The 1,060-nt window shown below is 51.7% G+C and carries 2 protein-coding genes; one reads left to right on the forward strand and one right to left on the reverse strand.

Annotated features, from left to right (window positions below; all coding sequences use genetic code 11):
* Positions 1 to 101: 101 nt before the first annotated feature.
* Positions 102 to 770, reverse strand: a complete 669-nt coding sequence (locus tag ACG2LG_RS23925) for a hypothetical protein (protein ID WP_396263395.1) — start codon at positions 768 to 770, stop codon at positions 102 to 104.
* A gap of 174 nt (positions 771 to 944) precedes the next feature.
* Between ACG2LG_RS23925 and ACG2LG_RS23930 the strand changes: the two genes are divergently transcribed.
* Positions 945 to 1,060 (forward strand): RHS repeat-associated core domain-containing protein (locus ACG2LG_RS23930; RefSeq protein WP_396263397.1); only part of this gene is annotated, 116 nt, incomplete at its 3' end.

Raw genomic sequence — 1,060 nt, forward strand, 5'->3', positions numbered from 1 at the left:
CGCTCAGCGGCGAAAATCGTGCATGCCTTCAAAGCCTGGTTACCGAGAACTTCCAGCTGTTCGAGAATCCGAAAAGTTAATGCCGAGAAGTATACAAAGGCCTACCGCTGAATCAGGCGCTTGCCTGTACTAGTTGTGACGGAGGAATCAGCTTCATCGATCACGATCTTTCCTGCCTTGACTTCGCCTTGATCCACACCCCAAATAAATAATCGCCAGTTCTCAATACGAACTGAGACCGAGCCCGCGACGAACTCACTCCTAAAGCCACCCTCGGTCTTGCAATGATTTTCCGATCCTTCCCCGGCAAGGGTTCCGCGTATAGTAATCTCGCCTGCCTCCCACGATGCATTCATCTCACCCTTTGGGCTGTCTATCGCCACGCGGGGACTCGCGCGCATCAACTCATCATTAAGCTCAATCAAACCCTCTTGGGGGTCGTGAACAATTACAAGGGACGAGCGGGCCGCATCGGCAAAGCGCATCCCATTAACGATTAGATCGTCTCGGATCCGCAATATTCCGACATTCTCGTGCACAAGCTGCCAAACCTCCACCTCGGCGTCACCCAGCACTCTCTTAGTTTTCGTTTTTCCCCAGAATGGTCCGGCCATAGAATAGACAACTGCACAATTTCCTAGACTGGCAGATCGAACCCGGTCTTCGCCAAGTTTATCTGGAGAAAGCTCGCTTTCAGCGTCGCCGCTATAGAGTGGCCCTTGGAGAATCGACAAAATTCCGAGCAGGAGCTTTATGACTTCTTTGTTCATGATTAACGGATTCACTAATTCTTTGAATCAAGTTTGGGACAGCATCTGGCTTTAATCAGCTTCTCCATCTTGTGACGCACTTTGCCTCCCTCTTGGAGGCCGGGCCCATCGCTCCACGATGGGCCCGTATTGTTGGTAAGTGACTTGAACAGCGTGAATCACACCTGCCAAACCATGGGTGTGACGTATTACGGCTACCGTTGGTATGATCCCGTGACCGGCAGGTGGCCATCCAGGGACCTGATTGAAGAACGGGGCGGAGTGAACCTGTATGTGTTCGTAGGCAATAA

The organism is Haloferula sp. A504, from assembly GCF_044385805.1.
Taxonomy (GTDB): Bacteria; Verrucomicrobiota; Verrucomicrobiia; order Verrucomicrobiales; family Akkermansiaceae; genus Haloferula.